The organism is Sorangium sp. So ce185 (assembly GCF_051526825.1).
GTDB classification, from domain to species: domain Bacteria; phylum Myxococcota_A; class Polyangia; order Polyangiales; family Polyangiaceae; genus Sorangium; species Sorangium cellulosum_D.
In genome coordinates this window covers 407164-429453 of the sequence record NZ_CP150316.1, presented here as the reverse complement: position 1 = coordinate 429453, position 22290 = coordinate 407164, and the positions used below count along the sequence as shown (strand labels likewise).

14 protein-coding genes are annotated in these 22290 nt (G+C 72.0%); 8 read left to right on the top strand and 6 right to left on the bottom strand.

The annotated features are described in order from the left end of the window. The first annotated feature begins 3 nt into the window (after nucleotides 1-3). From WMF26_RS01640 to WMF26_RS01610, 7 genes are all read left to right on the top strand, one after another. Entirely contained in the window at nucleotides 4-573 is a 570-nt protein-coding gene (locus tag WMF26_RS01640) for a hypothetical protein (protein ID WP_437998870.1), read from the top strand. After that, the gene (locus WMF26_RS01635) at nucleotides 557-1120 is read left to right on the top strand and encodes a hypothetical protein (protein ID WP_437998869.1); all 564 of its coding nucleotides are present in this window, start codon (nucleotides 557-559) and stop codon (nucleotides 1118-1120) included. Before WMF26_RS01640 ends, WMF26_RS01635 begins: the two co-directional genes overlap by 17 nt. Then, complete coding sequence (locus tag WMF26_RS01630) at nucleotides 1117-2187, top strand: hypothetical protein (RefSeq protein ID WP_437998868.1); 1071 nt, start codon at nucleotides 1117-1119, stop codon at nucleotides 2185-2187. The genes WMF26_RS01635 and WMF26_RS01630 overlap by 4 nt, the downstream gene beginning before the upstream one ends. 10 nt (nucleotides 2188-2197) lie before the next feature. After that, on the top strand, nucleotides 2198-2599 hold the full coding sequence (locus tag WMF26_RS01625) for a hypothetical protein (RefSeq protein ID WP_061627975.1): 402 nt from the start codon (nucleotides 2198-2200) through the stop codon (nucleotides 2597-2599). After that, entirely contained in the window at nucleotides 2596-6516 is a 3921-nt protein-coding gene (locus WMF26_RS01620) for an nSTAND1 domain-containing NTPase (protein WP_437998867.1), read from the top strand. The genes WMF26_RS01625 and WMF26_RS01620 overlap by 4 nt, the downstream gene beginning before the upstream one ends. A 4-nt stretch (nucleotides 6517-6520) precedes the next feature. After that, entirely contained in the window at nucleotides 6521-8242 is a 1722-nt protein-coding gene (locus tag WMF26_RS01615) for a hypothetical protein (RefSeq protein WP_437998866.1), read from the top strand. A gap of 233 nt (nucleotides 8243-8475) precedes the next feature. Next, nucleotides 8476-9030, top strand: a complete 555-nt coding sequence (locus WMF26_RS01610; protein WP_437998865.1) for a hypothetical protein — start codon at nucleotides 8476-8478, stop codon at nucleotides 9028-9030. Between the two features lie 39 nt (nucleotides 9031-9069). On the opposite strand, the gene WMF26_RS01605 is transcribed toward WMF26_RS01610, so the two are convergent. The 4 genes from WMF26_RS01605 to WMF26_RS01590 all read right to left on the bottom strand — a co-directional run bounded on the left by WMF26_RS01605 (nucleotide 9070) and on the right by WMF26_RS01590 (nucleotide 13444). After that, nucleotides 9070-9318: a hypothetical protein gene (locus WMF26_RS01605; RefSeq protein WP_437998864.1), complete on the bottom strand. Its 249-nt coding sequence runs from the start codon at nucleotides 9316-9318 to the stop codon at nucleotides 9070-9072. 594 nt (nucleotides 9319-9912) lie between these two features. Continuing rightward, nucleotides 9913-10722, bottom strand: coding sequence for a transposase (locus tag WMF26_RS01600; RefSeq protein WP_437998863.1), 810 nt, complete (start codon nucleotides 10720-10722; stop codon nucleotides 9913-9915). A gap of 532 nt (nucleotides 10723-11254) precedes the next feature. Continuing rightward, complete coding sequence (locus tag WMF26_RS01595) at nucleotides 11255-12844, bottom strand: hypothetical protein (protein WP_437998862.1); 1590 nt, start codon at nucleotides 12842-12844, stop codon at nucleotides 11255-11257. A 300-nt stretch (nucleotides 12845-13144) separates the two neighbouring features. Further along, nucleotides 13145-13444, bottom strand: a complete 300-nt coding sequence (locus WMF26_RS01590; RefSeq protein WP_437998861.1) for a hypothetical protein — start codon at nucleotides 13442-13444, stop codon at nucleotides 13145-13147. Between the two features lie 195 nt (nucleotides 13445-13639). On the opposite strand from WMF26_RS01590, the gene WMF26_RS01585 reads away from it, so the two are divergent. Further along, complete coding sequence (locus WMF26_RS01585; protein WP_437998860.1) at nucleotides 13640-14632, top strand: AraC family transcriptional regulator ligand-binding domain-containing protein; 993 nt, start codon at nucleotides 13640-13642, stop codon at nucleotides 14630-14632. A gap of 152 nt (nucleotides 14633-14784) precedes the next feature. On the opposite strand, the gene WMF26_RS01580 is transcribed toward WMF26_RS01585, so the two are convergent. Together WMF26_RS01580 and WMF26_RS01575 are read right to left on the bottom strand one after the other, a co-directional pair. Next, a complete protein-coding gene (locus WMF26_RS01580) occupies nucleotides 14785-16485 on the bottom strand; it encodes a VWA domain-containing protein (RefSeq protein WP_437998859.1) in 1701 nt (566 codons plus the stop codon). Between the two features lie 188 nt (nucleotides 16486-16673). Beyond that, complete coding sequence (locus WMF26_RS01575) at nucleotides 16674-22163, bottom strand: DNRLRE domain-containing protein (RefSeq protein WP_437998858.1); 5490 nt, start codon at nucleotides 22161-22163, stop codon at nucleotides 16674-16676. Between the last annotated feature and the right edge of the window lie 127 nt (nucleotides 22164-22290).

The window sequence follows — 22290 nt, the reverse complement described above, 5'->3', positions numbered from 1 at the left end:
ACGATGATCGACCTGCTCCGTATGCTCCCCGCGCTGTACCCCGCGCCGGCCGCCGAGGACGGCGAAGGCCGCGAGCGGCCCGCCCTCTTCGATCTGATCCGGCTGCAGGCGATGATCTACGAGGAGTCGAGGCGCCTTCAGGACCTGCTCTTCGAGCGCCTGCTCGCGCCCGCCGCCCGGCCGGCCGAGGAGGGCGACGGGGCGGGGGCCGGCGCGGGGGCCGGCGCGGGGGCGATCCCCGCGATCCTGCGCCGGGCGCAGCTGCTCGTGCTGAAGCACCCGGTCGCCGCGCAGGCCGCGTTCGCGGCGCTGATCGCGGAGGGGCGGCGGTTCGCGACGACGCCCGAGGGGGCGGAGTGGGCCGCGGCGCTCGCCGGGTCGGACCTGGTCCGCCGGGGCCGGCAGGTCTGGGACGCGGTCGGGATGAACATGCTCGAGGATGATCCGGACGCGATCCTCCCGTCGGCGTACCTCGAGGCGCTGCTGCGGGCGGCGCGGTCGCCCGACCTCGAGGCCGCGCTCCGTGGGCTCTACGATGCGGCGAAAGGAGATCCGCTTGGCGCTGCTCGATAGCGTCCGGGACGCGTCCGCGGAGGGCAACGTGCCGCTCCACCTGCTCCTCGGGCTGGTCTCCTTCGCGCGCCGGCTCGACCGGTTGCTCGGCGCGCCGGGGGCGCCGGCGACGCAACCTGGGTTGGGGGCGCCGGCGACGCAACCTGGGTTGGGAGCGCTGGGGGCGCTGGCGGGGTTGGGGGCGCCAGCGAAGCAACCCGGGTTGGGGGCGCCGGCGACACCGCCGGCGACGCAACCTGGGTCGGTCGCGGGCGCGCCGGGGCTGGTGGCGGGCGCGCCGGCGCCGCCGCCGCAACCTGGGTCGGTGGAGCCGCCGCCGACGGGCGCGGCGGCGGCCCCGGGCGGCGCGGCGACTGACGCCCGCAGCGACGCGCTGATCTACCTGCTGCTCGGCGCGATCTCGGTGCGGCGCACGCTCCTCGCGGAGCTCGATCCGCTGCGGCAGGCGCGCCAGGAGCAGGCGCGCCGGGAAGAGGCGCGGCGGGAGGACCGCGGTGCCCCCCATCCCGCGGCGGCCGCTCGCGGCCTCCGGAGCCTGCTCCGGTGACCGCCGCGCTCCCCTTCCCCTCCCCGGCGCCGCGCGTCTCGGCGACGCTCGCCGCCACCGACTACTTCCGACGCTCGCCCGCGCGGCTCCGGGGGCGGGCGGACCACAAGGAGTGGCAGCACTTCCTCGTCCACACCGAGGGCGCCCACCTGCTCGTCAACTTCAACCTGGTCGACGATCGCTGGGCGCCGGACCCGCGGCGCGCCGAGGTCGCGCGCCTCATCGCCCTGGCGCGCACGGACGCGTGGGACGGCGGCGTCGATCGCTTCGCAGACGGCGAGGTCGCGGTGGTCCCGGGCCGCGTCGACGCGCGCTTCGGGGAGAGCTGGCTGCGGTTCGATCGGGGACGCTACCTGCTCTCGATCGCGCTCCGCGACCGCCCCCTCGCCGCCGAGCTCGAGCTCGTGCCGACCACCACCCCGGCGCTCTCGGCGAACCAGCCGCTCTCCCCCGAGCGGAGCCTCTCGTGGCTGTTCGTGCCGCGCCTGGTCGCGCGCGGCACCATCACGGCCGGCGGCGTGACCCGCCGCGTGGAGGCCGCGCCCGCGTACCACGATCACAACTGGGGCCACTTTCTCTGGGGCGACGATTTCTCGTGGGAGTGGGGCTCGGCGCTGCCCTGGGATCCCGCGAACGCGTGGAGCGTCGTGCACGTGCGAATGACCGACCGCGGCCGGTCGGCGGCGCGCTACCAGGGCCTGTTCCTGTGGCGGGGGAGCGAGCCGCTGCGGGTCTTCCGGGACGAGGAGATCCGCGTCGCGTACGACGGCTGCTTCGACGTGGGGCGGCCGCTCCGGGTGCCGCGGGTGATGGCGCTGCTCGCCTCCGGCGCAGCAAGCGACGTGCCGCGCCGGATGGAGGTCGTCGCGCGCGGCGACGGGGACGAGCTCCGCCTGCGCTTCGCGCCCGAAGCGGTAGCCCAGGTTGTGATGCCGAGCGAGCGCGAGCTCGAGGCGGTGACGGTGCTCAACGAGGTGAGCGGGCGGGCGGCGCTCTCCGGGCGCGTCCGCGGGGTGGAGGTGGCCATGGAGGGCCCAGGTGTCTTCGAGTTCCTCCGCGACGGATGATCGGGGCCCGGTGGCGCGCCTGCTCGCCGAGTCGTTCGCGGCGCTCGCCGCCGAGCTGCCGGAGGCCCACGCCCGGGTGAGCGCGCGGCTCGCCGGCCGAGCGGTGGCGATCCGCGTCGACGGCGAGCGCTTCGTGGTCGAGGCGGACGGCGGCGCGCCGCAGGTGCGCGCGGCGGGCGCGGACGAGGAGGCGGCGGCGGTGCGCGTCGCGACGAGCCGGCGCGCGATCCTCGACGTGCTCGACGCGCGGCGCTCGCTCGCGGAGGCGGTGCTCGCGGACGAGGTCGAGGTGGTGGGCGCGCTCGAGCGGCTGGTGGAGGCGCGCGAGGCGCTGCTCGCGTACGTGCACGGCGCGGTGCGGTGCCCCTCGTTCCCGGCGCTGCTCGATCGGTTCCGGAGGCTCGCGCCGTGAGCGCCGGCGGGGAGCGCGCCGGAAGCGCGGGCGACGCGCGCGCCGCGAGCGCCGCCGGGGATCCCTTGCGCGAACCGCTCGAGATCGAGGTCCACCTCGCGCGCACCGAGGACGCGGGCGATCCCTTCTCCTTCCCTTACGGCCCCGGCCGCCACGGCACCGTCGGGTACCTCCGCACCCGCGCCGACGGCACCTCGGCGGACGCGCATCTCGCGTGGGACGAGGGGGTCTTCGCCGACCTCCTCGACCTCCGCAGCCCGACGCCGGACCCGGGGCGTCTTCCTAACCTGGGAGCTCGCCTCCGCCGCTTCCTGGGGCGCCTCGGGTGGGACGCCGACGAGCGGCTGCTCGAGGACCCGCGCCATCCGGTGCAGGTGACCCTCGAGCTCGGCGCGGCGGAGCTGTTCGCCCTGCCGTGGGAGGCCGTGGAGCTCCCGTCCGGCGCGCGCCTCGGCAAGCTGCCGCATTGCCTGATCCGGTACGCGTGGCCGGGCAGCGCAACAGCGCCGCGGGCGCCGGATCCGCCGCCCGAACACGGGCGCATCCTCGTCGCCTGGTCCGCGGGCGGGATGGGCGTCCCCCACGAGGAGCAGCTCGCCTCCATCCGCGGCGCCTACCGGGACGGCGGCCACCCGGACGCAGGCAGCAGCGTGATCGAGCTCGGCGACGCGTCGCTGCGGGCGCTCGGCGAGGCGCTCGCGACGCACGCCCCGGTGCACATACTGCACCTCGTATGCCACGGCGCGTCGTTGGCGTCGGAGCGCGCCGCCTACGGGCTGCGCCTCCGCACCACCGACGGCGCCGGCTACGAGGTGGTCGAGGCCGAGCGGCTCGCCGACAAGCTCCGGCCGCACGCGGGCGTGCTGCGGCTCGTCGTGCTCTGCGCCTGCCACGGCGGCGACGCCGGCGAGATCGACAGCCGCCTCGGCAGCGTCGCCCTCGCGCTCCACCGCGCCGGCATCTCCGCGGTGGTCGCGTCGCGCTACCCGCTGTCGTGGGACGGCGCCGGCGCGCTCACGGAGGCGCTCTACCGGGAGCTCCTCGTCGCGCACGGCTCGCTCGAGGGCGCGTTCGTCGCGGCGCGCGAGCGCCTCGCCGCGCTCGCGGCCGACGCGGGCGGCGTCGACTGGGCCTCCCTGCAGCTCTACGCCCGCGCCGCCGACGGGCCGGACCACCGGCCGGTGGTGCTCCGCCCCTACCGGGGCCTGCTCGCCTTCCAGCGCGAGCACGCGCGCTACTTCCACGGCCGGCAGGCGGAGATCGAGGAGGCGGTCTCGGACCTGATGCGGCTCGTCGAGGCGACGGACCGCGGGGCGCGACGCTTCCTGATCGTCACCGGCGCCTCGGGCACCGGCAAATCCTCGCTGGTGCTGGCCGGCGTCGTCCCGGCGCTCAGCGCGCGCGACCCGCGGTGGGTCGCGCCGCCAGCCCTGCGGCCGACCCCCGACTTCCGCGAGCGCCTCGCGCAAGCCCTCGCCGCGCGACAGGATCCAGCGGCGCCGCTCCTGCTCGTCGTCGATCAATTCGAGGAGATTTTTACCATCTTGCCGGACAAGGCTACGCGCGAGGGTTTCCTCCGCGAGCTCTGGCGGCTCGCGGGGGACGCCGCCTCCGGCGTCAGCGTGATCGCCACGCTGCGCGTCGACTTCCTCGGCCGGTGCGGCGAGCTCCGGCTCGGCGACGGCGAGCCCGACCTGGAGCAGGTGGCCTACGATGAGGCGCACCGGATCTTCGTGCGGCGGATGCGTCGCGACGACCTCGCGGCGATCGTCGAGCGGCCCGCGGCGCAGGTGGGCCTCGCCCTCGACGAGGGGCTCGCGGCGCAGCTCGTCGATGACGCGGGGGACGAGCCGGGCGCGATGCCGCTGCTCGAGTACACGCTCGACGAGCTGTGGAAGCGAAGGAGGGGCCGACGGCTCGCCCGCGAGGAGTACGAGCGGCTCGGCGGCGTCACGGGCGCGCTCGCCCGGAGGGCCGACGCGATCCTCGACGGGCTCGACGAGGTCCGCCGGCGCGCCGCGCGCCGCCTCCTGGTCCAGCTGGTCGACGCGCGCGACGACGCCGCCCTGAACACCCGGCGGCGGCGCCGGCTGGAGGAGCTGCGCCGCGGGCCCGACGCCGAGGCCGCGGTGTTCGACGAGGTGCTCGCCCTGCTTGCGGCCGAGCGGCTCGTGGTCGTCGGCGGCGACGAGGAGCGGAGCGCCGAGATCGCCCACGAGCAGCTCATCCGGAGCTGGGGCCGGCTGCGCGGCTGGGTGAGCGAGGACCGGAAGATGACCGCGGACCTCGAGCTGCTCGCGGCGTGGACGGCCGAGGCGAGCGCGTACGATCACCTGCTCGAGGGCAAGCGGCTCGCCGCCGCGCAGGAGCTCCTGAGCCGCCACGAGCACGAGATCGAGCCCGGCGCGCTGTCGCTCATCGCGCGGAGCAAGGAGGCCGAGGCGCGGCGGCGGTGGCGGGCGCGGGCGGCGGGGGTCGCGGCCGGCGTCCTCGCGGTGGTGATGGGCGTGCTGGCGTTCGTGGCGTGGTCGAAGAGCACGGCGGCGACCGAGGCCGCGATGGCGGCCGAGCGCGCCGCGGAGGAGGCCAGGCAAAGGACGATCGAGGCGCGGGACGCTGCGCTGATGGCCGGGGTGCGGGAGCTCGCCTCGCGCGATCAGCTGGCGCGGGTGAGCGAGCTGCTGCTCGAGGTCGCGGCGCCGGAGCGGGCGCGCGGCTTCGCCCAGCTCGCGCTCGACGCGCTCTCGGCCACGGCGCCCTGGAGGACGCCGCCGGGGCTCGTGATCCACGCCGCGGCGTTCCGCGCGGACGGCGCGTGCCTGGTCGTCACGGGCCGGCACGACAACGAGGTGCAGGTCCGGGAGCTCGGCGGCGCGGGCAAGATCCTCGCGACCAAGGCGTTCCCCGTGATGGCTCGCCTCGCGACGTTCAGCCCGGATCGCCGGCGCGTCGCGGTGTTGGTCGGGCTGGACACGGTCCACGTGCTTGAGCTCGATGGCGCGGGCGCGGCGCTGCAGCTCGCGGGGCCCGCGCACGTCGCGGCGTTCAGCCCGGATGGCAGGCGCCTCGTCACCGACCCCCACCCCACGGGGATGATCGTGCGGATCTGGGAGCTCGACGGCTCGGGGAAATTCTTCGATCTCGAGGGGCTCACGGGCAGCATCTACTCCGCGGCGTTCAGCCCCGACGGCAAGCGCCTCGTCACCACGTCGCGCGACGGGACCGCGCGCGTCTGGGAGCTCGACGGCTCGGGCCGGTCGCGCGAGCTCAAGGGGCACGCGGGCACGGTCACCTCCGCGGCGTTCAGCCCGGATGGCAAGCGCCTCGTCACCACGTCCGAGGATCGCACGGCGCGGGTCTGGGAGCTCGACGACCCGGCGAGGCCCCGCGAGCTCAGGGGGCACACCGCCCCGGTCTACGAAGCGGCGTTCAGCCCGGATGGGAAGCGCGTCGTCACCGTGGCGTCCGAGCCGACGGTGAGGGTCTGGACGCTCGACGGCGCGGGCGAGATCCTCGAGCTGAAGCGGCACACGGGCGTGGTCACCTCCGCGGCGTTCAGCCCGGATGGCGGGCGCCTCGTCACCGCCTCGAGCGACGCGCGGGCGCTGGTCTGGGAGCTCGAGCGCCCGGGCGAGGTCCTCGAGCTCCGAGGGCACGCGGCCCCGCTCCGCGGCGCGAGGTTCAGCCAGGACGGCGAGCGCGTGGTCACGGTCTCCGAGGACGGCAGCGCGCGCCTCTGGCCCGTTACCCTCCGCGGCGTGCGGCGGCGGCTCCAGGAGGCGACCCCTTCGTGCTTGCCGCCCGAGATGCGCGCGCTCTACGCCGGAGAGAGCGAGGCCGAGGCCCGCGCGCAGCACGAGGCCTGCGAGCGATCCCACGGTCGCACCCCCGGAGCGCCTGCCGCCCCGCAACCCTGACCCCATGCCCCTCCACCTCTTCCTCGCCCACGCCGACACCCAGGAGCCTGTGCTCTCCGGCGGTCTCCCGCAGGACGCCGTCGACGCGCCGCCGAGGCCGGCGGCGCGGTCGCGCAGGCCCACCCACCTGGCCGAGCGCAGCGGCCTGCCCGACGCGCTGCCCGCCCAGCGCTGGGGCCTGGTCGTCCCCCGCGGCGACGCCGGCAGGCGTCTCGTCGACCGAATCGCCCCGCTCCTGGACAAACGGCGCGAGGATCAACATGCCCAGGTTAAGATCTACGAGGTCGAACCCGGCATGGATGCCGAGGCGGCGAACCGCTGGATCGGCCAGGATTACCGGGATGAGGTCGGCCGCCAGCTCGCCGACCTGCCCCGCTATCTCCTGATCCTCGGCGGCCCCGACCTGGTCTCGTGGGAGCTCCAGCAGATGCTCGGAGGTGAGGCGTTCGTCGGCCGGCTCGCGTTCACCGACGAGCGGGGCGATGTCGACGAGCAGGCCTACGAGGCGTACGTGGCCAAGCTGCTCCGCTGGGAGCGGCAGGGCGAGGAGGAGCTCGCCCGGGGCGCGCCCGCCATCCTCTACACGGCGCGGGACGGCACGGGCGCGATCGCCGAGGGGCACGAGCACCTGATGAAGCCGCTCCGCTCGGCCGCCGAGGCGCTCCGGAGGAAGGGCAGGTTCCCCGCGGCGGACCTCGTCGAGATCGGCGGCGGCGAGGGCCGCTTCTCGGACGACGATCTCCTGGATCACGCGCACGACCTGCTGGCGCGGGCCGAGCGCGCCGAGGCCGGGCTGCTGTTCTCGATGAGCCACGGCCTGGGCCTGCCCGCGAGCGGGCGCTGGGCCTCGCCCGAAGAGCAGCGCCGGCTGCAGGGGGCGATGAAGATCAGCCGGAGCAACGATCGAATCGCGGCGAAGGATCTCCGGGGCCGGAAGTTCCTGCCCGGCGGCCTGTGGCTGTTCTTCGCGTGCTTCGGCGGAGGCGCGCCGGCGCGGAGCGCCTACCTGCCGTGGCTGGAGCAGCTCGCGGCCCTGGGTCTCCACGACGGCCACGCGCGGACCGTGCTCTCGGCGCTGCCCCGGGAGGGGGAACGGCCGTTCGTGGCGGCGCTGCCCCAGCAGGCGCTCGCCAACCCCGACGGGCCGCTCGGGGTGATCGGCCACGTCGACCTGAGCTGGACGTGGAGCTTCCAGGACGGCATCGCGACGGCCGGCGGCGGGGCCCCGCGACCCCGGCACGAGCGCTTCCAGGAGGCGCTGCGGTCGGCGGTGAACGGCCACCGCTTCGGGGTGGTGCACCACGAGATCGCGAGCTTCTTCGGCGAGATCGACCGGAACCTCACGGCGATGTACGAGAAGGACGCGGCCTCGCCCGGCGGCGCCGACGACGGCGCGCGGAGGGCCAGGCGGGCGGATCTGTGGATGCAGCGGCAGGATCTGTCGGCGTACGTGCTGCTCGGCGATCCGGCGGCGCGGCTGCCCGTCGCGCGCGTCCCGCCGGGGGTCGCCGTCGCCGTCCGCGGGGCCGCGCCGGAGGGGAGCGCGGCCGCCGGAGGCGCGGCGGCGCGGGATCCGCGGGAGATGGAGGCTGCGGTGCTCGCTTACCTGGGCGGCAGCGAGGCGGAGCCGGTCGCCGCGCAGCACGGCGCGTCGCGCGAGGAGCTCTTGGGGTGGGTGGAGACGTACCGGGAATGGGGGCGGCGGGGGCTCGCGACGCGCGGGTAGCATCGCTCCGAGGTGGCGGACCTGGCGGTACGCCTGGCGGCCGCCAGGCCCCGGAGAGCGGGGTAGGCTTCGAAATGCGGCAAAAAGCCTAGGCACGCCGCTCGCAAAGAGCGCCTCCCGAAACGCCGCGAGGTCCGACCTCGCGCTGGCCTCGCCGTCGCGGGGCAGCGCGGAGGCCCGGAAGCGGCGATAGCTCGAGCCGGCGCCGCGCGTCGCGCTCGATGGAGGCACGCATGTTGGTTCGTCACTCCCTGACCACGCTTCTCCCGGTTCTCGCGCTCGCCTGTTCTGCCGCGCACGGCGCCGTCCCGCAGCAACCGGAGGACACCGCGCCGCAGCCAGGCGGCACCGGGGCTCCGGCCGGCTCGACCGGCGCGCAGAGCTTCATCGACGCGGAGTCGTACTTCGCGAGCTCGGCTGAGATCGACGCATGGTACGCGCTGCGCCGCGATCTGGACGACGATTTCGACGCCGTGTGCGGCGACACCTTCTGCGAAGGCGAGTACAGCAATTACAAGCCGCTTCGATTCCGCTGCTCCGTCGAGGAGCACGCCGGGACGATAGGCCGCTGCGTGTGGGTCCTCGCGGCGAGCAACGAGGAGGTCCTGGCTTCCACGGGCGATGTGGAGGTGGACGCCAGGATCTTCCTCTGCGAGGTGCCCGTCGCCCCGGAGACCGCCGTGGTCGACCTCCTGGCGGCGCTCTCGGCGCCGGGAGCTCGGGCGATTGACACCGCGCTCCCCGGGACGGACAGGTCGATTTACGACGGCCTCGTCGATTGCCTCTGACGGCCCGCCGGCGTCGGCCAGCGTGCTCGTCGGCGCGCGCTAGCTAGGGCGCGCTGCAAATCCGCACGCCGAAATACGTGGAGGCCCCTGCAGCCGCGCCCGGGTCGAGCTCCGGCGGCGCCAGACCGGCGGCGCCAGATCCGAGAAGGCGACGTCTACGTACACGAGCCATATCGACGGCGACATCTCGTCCGTGATCTGGCGTGCGATCGCAGAGGTCTCGATCAGGCTGCGCATCGGGACCGCGCCGGCCGCGACCGGGGCCTCCTCATTGAACGGCAGCTGCATCAGGTACACGTCCTTGCCCCCCGTGGCACCTCCGAGCGTGCCACCTCCGCGCTGGCCGCGATAATCCTGCCGCGCTCGTCGCTCGCGAGCCGCGCGAGCACGACGTTCTTTCGCGAAGCGCCATCCCGACGTGGCTCCGATCGTGGTGGAATCGGAGCGTCGTGAAGTCTGCCCCCGGTCGCGAGCCCCATCCCCTCGACGAGATCGACCAGCGCGACACCCCGACCAGCGCGACCCCCTGGTCCGTGGAGGCGCGGCGGCGAGGGCTGCAGCGGCGGCGTGAATCGAACCCAGCGGACTGAATCGAACCCAGGTTACTACTTCCCTACCGAACCCGGCGTGAATCGAACCCAGGTTACTACTTCCCCGATCGCTTGCACGAGGCGTCCGGAGGCGCCGGAGGCCGCACGGGCGGTCGCGCCGCGCGGCGCTACCGAGCATCTTCACGGCTCGGCTGCGCCGACCTGGAACCGGCGGCGAGCCTTTGACCGCCGCGTCGCACGACATCGCGCCGTTCACTGCCCCGTAGACAGCGCGCCGCGCTCTGGCCGCGATTTGCGGCCGCTTCCTGAGTACTGCTCCTGGTGGCCGTCTCTACGACGCGGGGTCGCAGCAGGCACCGTGGAACACACGCATCATGTACGTACCCTCTGGAAAGCGTGCTGCTCGATCGCCGCTCCTCCAGCGACTCAGAGCGATCCGGTACATGCTCCGAAAGGCGCGGAGCCTCGTTAGGGCTGCCTTGCGATCGTGGGGATCGCTCACCGCGACAGCTGGCCGGCGACGGCGGAGCGGCTCCGGTGTGGCCGCCCGCTGCCAAGGTGACATCGTCCGCGCCCCGTCCGCGCCGAGGAACGTGCGTCTGCTGGCGCGGACCTTGGATCGTGCCTGCCGAACGTTGCGCGCAACGAGTACGCGAAGGCGTCGATCGATGGTCTCCGCGTCCAGCTCGCGGAGGACAGGCGGCACGGTGCAGTCGATGCGCGCCCGCTCGGGCAGCCTGGCGCCATGCCGGCGGAAGTAGACCTCAGGCATCGTCGCGACGTGGCGCTGGCCGAGCTTTGTGGTGATCGCTCCGGGCCACTCCTCGGGGGACCGCACGAGGCCGGCGGCGGTCGGGTTGGTGATGACGTACGCGATCTTGTCAAGCACGTCCTCGGCGCTCTCGAGCGCGATGATGCTCGCGTGCTCCGCCGACCAGAAGTTCTCGGTTCGGCCCAGGAAGGCATTCATGCAGCTCGCGACGAGCCGATGGAGGAGCTGCAGGAACTGGGGCAAGCGGGCCTCTGGATCGGTCAACACAGCGTGCCAGTGGTTGGACATGACGACGAAGGCGTGGAGTTCGATGCCGGAGCGCTCGGCGGCCACCGCGAGGCAGTACAGGAACACCTGGTTCGTCTCCACGGAGGGCCGCAGCATCATCTGCCGCTGGGTGCAGCGCCTCGTCACGAAGTAGGTGGCGCCGGCGATGAGTCTCCGAGGAGCGGACATGTGGCTCCTGCCAGCACAAACCGTACCGTGACATGCACGCAAAATCGTGCGGGAAGTACGATGATCCATCTGCGTAGGGGGGTGGCGGCGCCATGGCGGACGTAGCCCGCCATCCCCCGAGGCCGACCCAGATTATTGGACCCAGGTTAGTCCCGCGGGCGGCGGACCCAGGTTAGTCCCGCGGGCGGCGGCGGCGGACCCAGGTTAGTCCCGCGGGCGGCGGACCCAGGTTAGTCCCGCGGGCGGCGGACCCAGGTTAGTCCCGCGGGCGGGCGCGGACCCAGGTTAGCCCGCGGGCGGAGCTCGACGCGCAGCGGCTGCCCCGCGGGCGCGCGCCAGCTCAGGTTCATGACGGCCCACGGCTCCGAGATGCTCTTCTCGTGACCGCCCCCGGCGCCGCTCAGCCGAACACCGCTCGCGCGGCGCTCGGCGAGCCCCGCCGCGCTCAGTACATCAGGTTGCCCTGACCGAGCACGAACGTGATGTTCTGCCCGAACTGGGCCCGCGCGGTCGTCACGCGCGCGACGGCATTCACGATGCGGTTGCGGCGCTCGACCGCCGAGCTGGCCGCGATCCCCTGCGCGATCTCGACGCGCGCGAGGTCGAGCTGCTGCGACGCAGCGGGATACAGCGCCATCGGCGCCATCACCTCGATGGCGTCGTCGATCTCGACGCCGGCGAGCTCCATCAGCCTCTGCTGCACGTCGGCGCGCGTGTTCGCGAAGCTGTCGACGAGCACCCGCGCGGCGTCCAGCCGTTGCTTCGCGATGTCGACGTTGAACGCAGCGTTCAGCGCGCGCAAGAAACGAGCGATGGCGTTCGCGTCGAGCGGCACCAGGTTGAGCGGCGTCCCGAAGCGCTGCTCGAGCTCCTGGGCGGCAGGCGACAAGTTGAAGGGCGTCGAGGCGTAGAACGTGACGGCATCGTTGATGCCCGGATCCGCCCTGTCGTTGATCTGCAGGTTGTTGTGGAAGAAGGGCGGCGTGTCCGCGGCCTCGATCAGCGGCGGCGGATTGAAGGTGCCGTTGCCGAACGAATTCGGGAAACCGATACCCGTGCCATCGAAATTGGGCGCTGGCAGGTCTCGCCCCCCGAAGCCGCCGTCCGCGAGGAACTCACCCCCGAAGCTGCCCCCATTGAGCGACGACCCCCTGTTGCGCGTGCCGGTGTCGAAGTTGCGGTTGTTGCCGGTGTCCTGGAAGTTCGCGCCGGCGTTGTGGTGGCACACGTTGCAGCGGCCGCGCTCCGGGTCCATGAACGCTTGCCGGCCGTCCTCCGCCTCCGCGTCGAACATGCGAACGCTCGCCAGATCGAGCTCGTTCAGCCGACCCAGGCTGAGCTGGAAGGCCAGCGTCACGTCCTCTTCTTCCGGCGTCGGCAAGCGGAAATCGACGCCCGGCTCGCGGGCGAGGCGCTTCGGGAAATGCTGGGTGACCGCGTCCTTGAGGAAGCCGCGCAGCGTGCCGTCGCTCGAGCCGTCCCCGCCCCAGCCCGTCCGCTCCGCGGGCGGATTGGTAGTGCCGTCCCCCGAATCCGCCCGGATGCTGGTGCTCAGCGACAGGACGTGGTTCACCCCGCGCGAGACGAACCGGTGCGTCGGATCGATGAACCCGTCCACGTTCTCGAGGATGGCCGCGTCGTCCAGGAGGTCCGAGGTCTCGAGCTCGGCGAGCTCCGGCACCTCCCTGAAGACGAAGAGCGGGTCATCGGGGTTGGTCTGGTCCAGGGCCCTGATGAACTGCACGTCGAGCGTCGTGTTGTTGGCCACGGGGTGGCAGGTACCGCAGGTGCGGCCGTTGCCCTCGAACGTCTCGTGGAAGAAGACCCCCGCGCCCGCGCAGATGTCCTGCGAAACGAGCCCGGCGACCACGCGCGGATCCTGCGCGCATTGATCGAGCCGATCCGCCAGGGTGAGCGATCGCGAAACTTCGTCGAGGCGCTCCGGCATCTCCTCCCCGGCATCCGAGCACCCCCCGGCGAACAGGGCCGCTCCGACCCCGCACGCCCATAGCAGCCCCATCTTCGAGCTTCCCATCCAGGTATTCTCCGTTACAAGCGCGGTCCCCGACCGCCGCGAATGGTTGCGAGCAGTCGAGCGGCGCGTTCCATCCATCCTTCAGCAAGGTCGCCGATCAGCCCAAGCCGCCCAGCGGCGCAGCCCGGGCCTCGTGCCCCACTCCCCCGCAGGAAACCGCCGGGGAGACAGCCTTCGCCGCCCAGCGCGCGATGCCGCGCCCAGGGGGCGACCAAGCATTGCTCGGAGCGACCTCAGGCGAGCGATGATGTAGCGGATGACACCCGACGTTCAATGTCCAGCGCCGTCGAGGCTTCTTTTTTAAACATTCTTTACAAAGTCGCCGCGAGGTGACACGCCCGGATCGGGCGATGCGCCGTCGTCGAGCGCCGGCAGGTCGCGCGCGATGCCAAGCTCCGTGTCGCCCGGCCCGCAAACAGCCGCGCTGCTGCCGGGGGTCACGTCAGCGCAGCCGTCTTCCTCGTTCGCGGCCTGATCCACCTCGAAACAACCCCCGCAGCTCCCCGCCTGAGGGATCGGGAGGTCGTTGAGGTCGAGGCTGTCGCCGTCCGAGCCGGGAGCGCCGACGACCACGGCCGCGACCCCGACGAGCGTGACCACGCGGGCTCCCCCCGCGCTCGCGGACGACGCCGCAGGCCGGCCATCAGGTGGCCACGGCACCCCGACGACCAGCGGGCGTGGCGAGCGCATGGCGAGGGCGCGGCATCCACGGGAACGCACGCTCCCGACGCCCGCCCAGGTTGCAAGGCGGCCCACGTCCCTCTATCGTCTAGGTCCTTAGACTTGTGAGGAAATGTGCGCAAAGAGCCGGCTCCGCCTGCATTTTCCGACTTCATCTTGCTCCTCATCTCCGCCGCACCGAAGCTCGGCCTGCCGCTCGACGCGGTCCTGCGGGGCGCGGCGCTTCCGCCGGGGGCCCTCAGCCAGCGCGGCGTGCCGATCCCCTTGAGCGCGGCGCGGTACGTCTGGTCGTCCGCCGAACGGGTGAGCGGCGACCCCTTGCTCGGGCTCCGCATCGCCGAGACGCTCGACGTCGGCACGCTCGACATCCTCGACTACCTGTCGCGGAACAGCGAAAGCTTCGGCGCGGCGCTCTCCCGCTTCATCCGCTTCGCCCCGCTGCTCGCCGACTCCGGCGAGCTGAGCTTGAGCGCGGACGGCGGCCGCGCGCGCTTCCGCCACGTCGCGCCCAACGGCCTCCCCGCCGTGTCGGAGCTCCTCGCCGGCATGACCGTGCTCCGGGCGCGGACGTTCTCCGGCGAGCACGTCCGCCCGCTGGCCGTGCGCTTCCGGCACCACCGCCGGGGTAGCGCAGGCGCCTACGAACAGATCTTCGACGCGCCGGTCGAGTTCGGCGCCCCCTGCGACGAGCTGGTCTTCCGGCGGGAGCACCTGGAGATTCCGTTCCGCTCCCCCGACCTCCGGCTGTGCGAGATCCTCGAGGAGCTCGCGCAGCTGCGGCTCCAGCAGCAACATCGGGTCGACGCGCCGCCGCCCGCCGCGCCGCCGTCCGGCTTCGTCGACGAGGTCCGCCACGCGCTCCGCGAGTGCATCGCCGAGGGCAACCCGAACATCGACCGGGTGGCCGAGCGCATGGGCGTCAGCGCACGCACGCTCCAGCGGCAGCTGCGGGAGCAGGGCACGTCGCACCGCGCGCTCCTCGCGGAGACGCGCGCCGCGCTCGTGGATCGGTACCTGGCCATCGCCACCCCCTCGCGGCACGCGCTCGCCGCCGAGCTCGGCTACGCGAGCGCCCGCTCCGCGTCCCGCGCGCTGCGGCGCCGGTAGACCCGCCGCGGCGCCGGTAGACCCGCCGCGACGCCGGCAAGGCCCGCCGCGACGCCGGCAAGGCCAGGGCCCACCGGCGCCACGGCCGCATGGTCACCCGCGACCGCCCGCGCTGGCGCCGCGGCAGGCCCGCGCCGGGGGCGCGGCGGCGATCACGGATGCCACGCCAGCTGGAGCTGCCGGCTCGACGTCGTGCTCACCTGGTAGACGACGGGGCTCGCCGCGCCCGGGAACGGCGTCGAGAGCTGCATCCCCCAGCTGTTCGCCGCGGGGCTCTGGGCCGCCCCGCCGTTGACGGACACGCTGACGCCGTTCAGCGGCAGGCCGTCCATCGCGGTCACCTGCAGCCACAGGTTCGCCGGCGTCCACCCCGTCGGGTAGTTCGCCGGGTCGATCTGGAAGCACGCCGTGCCATTCACCGTCGCCGTGGTCGCCGGGCCCGCCTGGCCGAGGCTCTGGCAGGGCGGCGTCAGGGGCGGGTTCTTGTAGACCCCGAACCTGTGCTGGCGCGTGAACATCGGGACGGTGGAGTTGCCGGCGTGGTCCGCGAACACCGTGATCTGGTGGCTCCCCGTCTCGGTGAACTGGTTGAACTTCACCGAGTAGACGCCGTTGTTGGCCACCGAGTCGCCGTGCGCGGCGAGCCCGTCGTCATAGAACGTCAGCGACGTGACCGCGCCGCTCGGCGCCTCCATCTCGGCGATGACCGCGGCGCCCGTCACGGGGACGCCCAGGTGGGTCACCGCGGCCTCGACGACCAGCGGCTGCGACCCGACGTTCAGGCCGTTCGTGGTGACCTGGAGCTGGATATCGTCGATCAGCGTCGACACGGCGGAATAGATATAGATGTCCGACGGCGTGTTGTTGACGGCGCAGACATTCCAGAAGCCCTCCTCGTACGACTGCGTGAGGTTCAGCGAAAAGCGCTTGAAGTTGTCGGCCGAGAAGAAGGTCAGGTCGGAGCTCGACGACCCGTAGCTCGCCTCGGTGATGCCGATAGCGTGCTCCGGGTGCTGCGACGGCGGAATCAGGTACACGTCGGGGGCGGCGCTGCCCTGGAAGATCATCGTGAAATCCACGATCTGAGCGGCCGAGACGTACACCTCAGCGCACGGCGGAGGATCCTGCGGCGAGGTCCCCGGCGCGAGCCGGCTCAGCCCCTGATCGATCATGCCGCCCTCGCGGCAGTCGTTCGCCATGCGGTTGAACGCGCCGAGCAGCTCGAGCTGGTCGATGTCGGAGCTGACGTCGGCGCGCATGAAGAGCCCGGGCGAGGTTCCGTAGTTCGTCGCGATGTCGGCCATCAGCGGCTCGTCCGCCCCCGCCCCGAGCGCGATCGAGTGGACCTCGTCCACGCGAGTGAAGTAATCCGTGAAGAAGTCGCTCGGCGCCGGCGGCGTGTTGTGCTGCCCGTCGGACAGGAGGACGACGCACTCGCGCGGCCCCTTGGTCGGGTTCTCCGCGGTGAGCATGTCGAGCGCCTGCTCGAGGCCCGCGCCGATCGACGTCGACCCGTCGGCGACGAGCGCGTCCACGGCCGCGTCGTAGCCGGACGCCGGGAGCGGCGTGATCGGGAAGGACTCCGAGGCCGTGTCCGAGTAGCTCGCCAGGCCGATCTGCTCGGTGAACGACTGCGAGGCGGGCACGTTGCTCGAGGCGATCGTGTTCTTGTAGATCTTCGCCGCCTGCTGCGCGAGGGCGAGGTTGGTCCCGTACATGCTGCCGGAGCGGTCGATGATGACCACGTGGTTCGTGTCGAGCGGCGTGACCTGAGCCAGCGCCGTGGACAGCCCCAAGACGCCCGCGAGGACGCCGCCGGTGATGCCTGCGAAACTACGGACTACGCTTCTCATTATCTCTATTCCTCTTCGTTCTTGGACAGGACTAAAAAAAAACCGAAACTGAAGTCGAACAGGAGCCGCGTCACCGGGGGCTCACCCCTGACGCTCAGGGACGGTGAGGCGCGGCGGGATGGCGGGCGTCGTCGCGCGGACGACGGCCCGCCACCCTGCCTACCTGGCCGGACCGGTGACGCCGGCGCTCACGGATTGCGGTACTTGATCACGAGCTTCGGGCGCCTGTGGGCGGTCGCGTAGTCGCTCGACGTGAACGAGACCTCCCGGTAGCTATCCGCTTCGCTCTGGAGCCGGATCATGAATCCATGATTGTTCCCGGTCCCGGTGAGCATGTCTCTCACGAGCGCGGTCACATCGATGTTCTCGTAATCCTGGCTCGTGGACGTGCTCTGCGGCAGGAGCACCTCGTTCGCGGTCGTCGAGGCCGGCTGGTTGTTCCACGTCACGGTGTTCTCCTGCCAGGCCGCGGTGACGCGCTGGAGCAGGAAGGCGTTCGAGCCGCCGACCGTCGAGTGCCCCGGGGGCTCGGTGTTGGTGATCCCCTGGTAGTACAGGGTGGCGTCCGGGTCCGCATAGAGGCTCAGACGGGCCTGCTCGACCGTGGCTCCCGCCGGGAGCTGCGAGAAATCGAAGCGGAGCAGGCTCCGGTTCCGGAACCAGGGGTGCGGAATGAAGGGGCTAGTCCAGGAGCCGGCCGTGAGGTTCACGGCGTTGCCGTAATTCGTGTTCACGTTCGCGCTGAGGCCCCTGATCATCGCGTCGACGCCTTCGCTTCCGGGCTGCAGCGTCAGCGTCTGGACCGGGTTCTCGCAGGCCCCGTTGACGGTGAACACCGCCCCCGGCACCGCCGCGCACTGCGACTGGGTCGTCGGGTCGTGGCAGGTCCCGTCGGCCTCGCGGCAAGCGCCGACAGGCTCGCTGCCGCACGCGTCGACCTCGGCGCAGCTGTAGCCGCTGACGAAGTAGCCGCCGGCGCTCGCGCAGCTCTGGCCGGAGCTGATCCCGCCCTGGCCGAGGTCGGTGCAGCCGCCCGACCGGCAGCACGCGCCCTTCGACTCCGGCTTGCAGAGCGCCGAGCAGCCGTCGCCGCTCACGGTGTTGCCGTCGTCGCACTGCTCCGAGGCCTGCTGCACGCCGTCGCCGCAGCACCGCTCGACGGTGACGCCCGTGTTCTCCACGACCGAGCACTCGGCGACCGTGTTCTCCGGCGTCTGGCACGTCCCGCTCACGCAGGTCAGCCCAGGGCCGGTGGTGCAGTCCGCGTCCGTCTGGCACGCGCAGGGGATCGTGTCCTCGTAGTGGTCGTCGAAGCAGGTCTCCACCTCGGCGAGCCACGCCTCGGACATGGCGGTCCGCTTCGCCAGGTTCTCGGGCTCGAGGCCGGCGTCCGGGTCGACGAGGACCTTGGTCAGGTCGAAGTGGGGCGTCCCGGGGTTGACCACCGCGCCGCTGAAGTCGCCGATGGCCAGCTGGAAGGACGTGGCCGTGCGCTGCGTGTCGAGGCACCCCCAGTGCTTGAGCAGGTGGCGATGCGCCTCCTGGCACGGGAAGCTGAGGCTCCCGCGCGAGCCGGTCTGCGGACCGACGTACGAGCAGGTCCCGGTCACGAACGTCTGGGTGAGCGCGTCCTGGTCCTGCAGCCAGTCCGTCATCGGCTGGCCGTTGATGCAGAGGTTCTCGGCCGACGAGACCGTCTCGCCCAGGTCGAAGCCGAAGTCCACGACGTCCTCCACGCCGCCGACCACGTCATCGGTGGTGGGGGGCAGCGGGTCCGCCGCGTGCAGCGGCATCTCGTCCTTGCACCACTCGAGGAAGTCGGCCGTCGACGCGTTCACCTGCGCGTACCGCGTGACCTCGCCGGGCTGGTAGTTGGTGATGTCGCCGAGCGGCGAGGTGTCCCACTGGTAGGTGGCCTCGAGCCCGGGCTGGAACTTGTACTTCGAGACCGAGCCGATATCGAAGGTCCGGCGCCACTTCCACAGCGTGAACTTCTTCCACTTCCTGAACAGCTTCGCCTCGAGGCCCACGTGGATGCCCGCGTTGAGCGCGGCGATGAGCTCGATCTCGGTCAAGCCGTACGTCGCGATCGCGTGGGTCGGGTCATCCCCGTTCTTCATGCCCCAGATCACCTCCTCGGCATAAGGCACGTTCGGGCCCGCCTTCGGCTCGCACGTGCCGCCGGGCGTGCAGACCTCGTTCTGGCCGCAGGCCGTGTTCGCCGTCGAGGGGCTGTAGGTGCAGTGCCGGGCGCACGCCCCGTTCACGCAGGCGCGGCCGGGCTGGTTCGGGCAGGTGCTCTGCGCGGTGCAGACGCAATCGACGGGCGTCCCGCCGACGGTGCACACCTTCGCCTGGACATCGCACGTCTCGCCGCTCGCGCAATCGGCGTTCGAGGTGCAGCCGCACGCCGACGGGAAGCCCGTCTGGAGCGGGTGGCACCCGGGCCCCTGCCACTCCGTGGCGTCGGCCTTGGTCTCCGACAGGCAGCTGTACGCGTCGAAGTTGCCGGGGCACTCGGCCTCGGTGACGTCGAACACGACGGCGCCGGGGATGCCCGAGTCGCAGTCGCCGCTGATCTTGCGGACCGTCGCAGGGGTCGTGTCGCTCACGTAGATGTCGCCGGTCGGGAGCACGGCCACGCCCGCGGGCAGCTCGAAGATCGCGTCGTCGGCCAGGCCGTCCGTCGCCACGGTGCCGGGAGCACCGGAGACGGTCGTCACGGCGGAGGTCTCCGGGTCGAAGCGCCGCACGCGACCGGGCTTGTTGCCGTCGACGACGAGCACGTGACCCACGCTGTCGACGGTGAGCCCCTTCGGCGCGGTGAACCGCGCGGCCGAGCCGATGCCGTCCGCGGAGCCCGCCGAGCCGCTGGTCCCGGCCACGGTGGTGACCGCCGCCGACGCGACGTCGAACCGCCGCAGCGTGTTGTTGATCGTGTCGCTGATGTACAGCCTGCCGCGCCCGTCGGCGACGATGTTGGTCGGCTCCGCAAACCGGGCCGCCGAGCCGATGCCGTCGGTGCCCCCGGTCTGGCCCGACGTGCCGGCCACGGTGGTGGCCGCGCCCGACGGGAGCGGGATGCGGATCAGCGTGCGGGCGCCGCTGTCGGTGGCGAAGAGGGCGCCGTCGTGCACGGCGACGTCCCGCGGCGTCAGGAACACCGTCCGATCCGCGATCGTGGTCACCTGGTTCGTGCTCAGGTTGAGCTTGCGGACCGAGCGAGCGCCGCGATCGGCGATGTAGAGCGAGCCCGCGTCGTACGTGATCCCCGAGATCGTGTTGAACCGCGCGGCGGTCCCGACCCCGTCGACGTTGCCCGGCGCGGCCGAGCCGGCGATCGTCGTCACCTGGCCGGTCTGCAGGTTGATGCGGCGGATGGCGGTCCGATCCGCGACGAAGAGGCGGTTACCGCTGCGATCGTAGGCGAGGTCGGCGGGCTGGAGGAAGCGGGAGCCGCCGAACGTGCCGTCCGTGATCGACAGCGAGTAGGCGAGGCCGTAGGGCGAAGAGACCGCGGGCAGGCAGCACACGCCGTGCTTGGCGCACGCCGAGATCTCGGGCAGCGCGGGCGCGCGCAGGCTGTTCGGGCACGTGCCGTCGTTCGCGCACTCCTCGCACGACTTGTTCGCGCTCCACTGGGTCGTGAAGCCCTGCTGGAAGATGCTCTTGTACGTCTTCGCGTCCTTGTCCTTCAGGAAGGTCGAGAACAGCGCGTACGAGAGCTGGGACGGGCTGCACTGATCCTGCGTGATCCCCGTCCAGTCGTCGAGGCAGGCGCGGCTGCCGTTGATGAAGGTGATGCAGCAGGAGTTCTTCGTGTCGAGCGGGGAGCAGGCGAGATCCAGCGACGACTCGGGGATGTACTTGTTCGAGCAGGACGCCTCATCCTTGTAGGAGAAGACGGGCTTGCACTCGAGGTCCTCGTTCGGGTTGCTGTTCACGAGCGCCTGCTCGAGCGAGGCGTTGAGGTCGACCACGCCGCCGGAGCCCTTCGGCTTGAGATCGACCGAGAAGCCGATGCTGGCCTCCACGCCCACCTTCAGGAGCTTGCCGATCGGCACGCCGAGGAAGAGCTTCGCGCCCACCTCCGGCCTCACCGACACCTGCGTCCCGGCCTCCGCGGTCACGTCCGGCGCCTGGAAGCCGTGCATGTCGCGGTTGAAGTCGAGATCGGAGATCTTGTGCGACGTGTTCTTGTTGAGCGCCTCCTGCAGGCGCTTGCGCATGAAATACGCCTCGTCGTACCACTTCACCCCTGCGCCGAGCTTGAAGTACGGGATGAGGTACGCGCCGGGGACCGGCGGGAGGGGGATCGGCGTCAGCTCCTTCTCGATCGGCTTCAGCCGCAGGTCGAGGTTGAGCGCCGCGGCGAGGAGCGCGGCCGACTTCCCCTCCCAGTCCTCGAGCGCCTCCGCGCCCTCGCGGGGCCAGGTGAGCTGGGCCGGGACGCCGTCGGTCGGCGTGTAGTTGAACGGCATGTACGTGCCGATCAGGAACTCCTGCGGGGAGACGCGGCCGTCGCCGTCGCTGTCGAGCGACGTCATCTGGTCCTCGTCCGCGAGGTAGAAGACGCCGAGCTTCTTCGCGGCGTCGAGGCTGACCCCGCCGCCGGCGAGGTGGCCGAGCTCCTCGATGCCGAGGGGAGCTTCACGGTTGAACCACTTGTAACCGTCAAGCTGCATGTTGAACTCCATCCCTGGCAGGATGCTCAGCGTCTCGCCGAACGCGGTCACGGCGAAGCCGCCGGTGCGCATCTGGGCGCGGCGCTCCTTGCTCAGGGTGTGCGACGTGTAGCGGCCGCCGATGCCCCACCGGTCGCTGTCCGACAGGTTGGCGTACGCGCCGTGTCCCGCCCACGGGATGCACATGTGCAGGTCGGGCCGCTGGTCCGAGTAGCTGCCGAGGTGGTATCCCTCGGTGTACTGGTCGATGTAGCACTGGATCTTCGACATCACCTCGCTGATGTTGTCGAGCTCGCCGCCGAACTGGCTCAGGAAGTTGGCGAACTGGCCGCCGCCGATCTGGTCGGCGATCTTGTCGAGCCACTTCACCGTGCTGAGCGCCCACTTGGCCTTGCCCGCCTGGGTCTGCTGGATGTCGTTGGAGAGCCACACGAGGACGCCGGTGCTGCACGGGTCCGCGGAGGGCGAGCTCGGGTCGCAGAAGTCGAGGCACTCCTCGTACGTGGTCTTGTCCTGCTGGATGACGTCCAGGCACTGGGAGGACACCTGCTGGCTGCAGACGCACGTGCCCTTGTCCGCGTCCGCGGCCGGCTCCGTCTTGAGGCCGTTGATCGCCTCGGCCGTCTTGTTGACGATCGACGCGAGGAGCTGGATCGACTGGAGGACGTGGAAGTTCGTGGTGATGTTCTGGAGGTCGGCGCCCTTCGGGTTCGGGTTCTCCGGCAGCTTGCCGAGCTGGCTCGGATCGCACGCCTGCACCTGGAACGTGCCTGTGCCGGCGTCCGGGGCCTCTCCCTCGATGACGGGGTCCGGCCGGTCGGGCTGCTGGGACCACGTCGGCCAGTCGTGGATGGTCGTGTCGTTGCAGGCCACGTCGTCCGGCGCGCAGAGCGCCTGTTCCGCCTGACCGACGGGCCCGTCCAGCTCGACCGGATCGTCGGCGCCGGCCGTGCAGGCGGTCGTGAGCGCGCCCAGGCACGCGAGGAGCGGCAAGCGCCCCGCGCGCCATGGGGCGGCGCGCGACTGAGCGACCTGACGTAGCAGTATGGATCTTAGACTCGTCATGAATAAGCCCTCGACGCCGTTGTTGATGGGAGGAGACGAAGCGAATCCGCTCTCG